The 877-nt window shown below is 68.0% G+C and carries 1 protein-coding gene and 1 pseudogene; both read right to left on the bottom strand.

Annotation, left to right across the window (positions count from 1 at the left end; translation table 11 throughout):
* Positions 1-393, bottom strand: a pseudogene (locus tag ACXJKJ_RS30275) (hypothetical protein); the annotation flags it as partial.
* Position 394: 1 nt separating this feature from the next.
* Positions 395-871 carry a transcription elongation factor GreA gene (gene greA, locus ACXJKJ_RS30270; RefSeq protein WP_457395083.1) on the bottom strand — a complete coding sequence of 159 codons (477 nt, stop codon included), beginning with the start codon at positions 869-871 and terminating at the stop codon, positions 395-397.
* Positions 872-877: the final 6 nt, after the last annotated feature.

Raw genomic sequence — 877 nt, 5'->3', positions numbered from 1 at the left:
GTACCAGCGCGACGGCACCGGGGCATCCAGGGTGAAGCCGAACCCGGCAAACAGCGGCTGCAGCGCCGGCAACAACCGGGCCACATCCTCCGCATCAGGCCGCAGCGTATCGCCGTGACCCATCATCCGCGCGCCCTGCATGTCCGGCACCACGTTGGCCGGATCGGCGCGCAGCCAGACCGCCTCGCCGGCATCGCCGACGTCCAGCTGGCGGGTCAGTGCGGCCACCGGCCAGTGCGCCGGCTGCAGCTGGAAATGCCGCTGCAGCTGGGCACGCTCGCCCCCGTCGACGCTGCTGCGCTCGGCGCGCCCCAGCGCCTTCGCCACGTCGTCGGGCAAAGGCGCGGCCGGGAAGCGGCTGCGCGCCGGCAACAGCAATGTCGCCGTGGCCATGTCAGGCCAGGTACTGGACGCTGACGATTTCGTACTCGCGCTGGCCGGCCGGTGCGTCGATGGTGACCGCATCGCCTTCCAGCTTGCCGATCAGGGCGCGTGCCAGCGGCGAGGAGATCGCGATCAGGCCGAGTTTGATGTCGGCCTCCAGGTCGCCCACGATCTGGTAGCGCTTCTCTTCATCGCTCTCCACGTCGCACAACTCGACGGTGGCGCCGAACACCACCTTGCTGCCGGCATTGAGCTTGGTGATGTCGATGATCTCGGCATGCGAAAGCTCGCCTTCCAGCTGCTTGATGCGGCCTTCGATAAAGCCCTGCTCTTCGCGCGCGGCGTGGTACTCGGCGTTCTCCTTGAGATCGCCGTGCTCACGCGCTTCGGCGATCGCCGCGATGACCTTCGGGCGCTTGACCGACTTCAGGTGGTCAAGCTCTTCGCGCAGACGCTGCGCGCCCTTCAGGGTGATCGGTGCTCTCATGCGTTC

The organism is Roseateles sp. P5_E1, from assembly GCF_054049335.1.
Note: the sequence above shows the minus strand (reverse complement) of the source record. Positions and strands in the feature narration are given on the sequence as shown.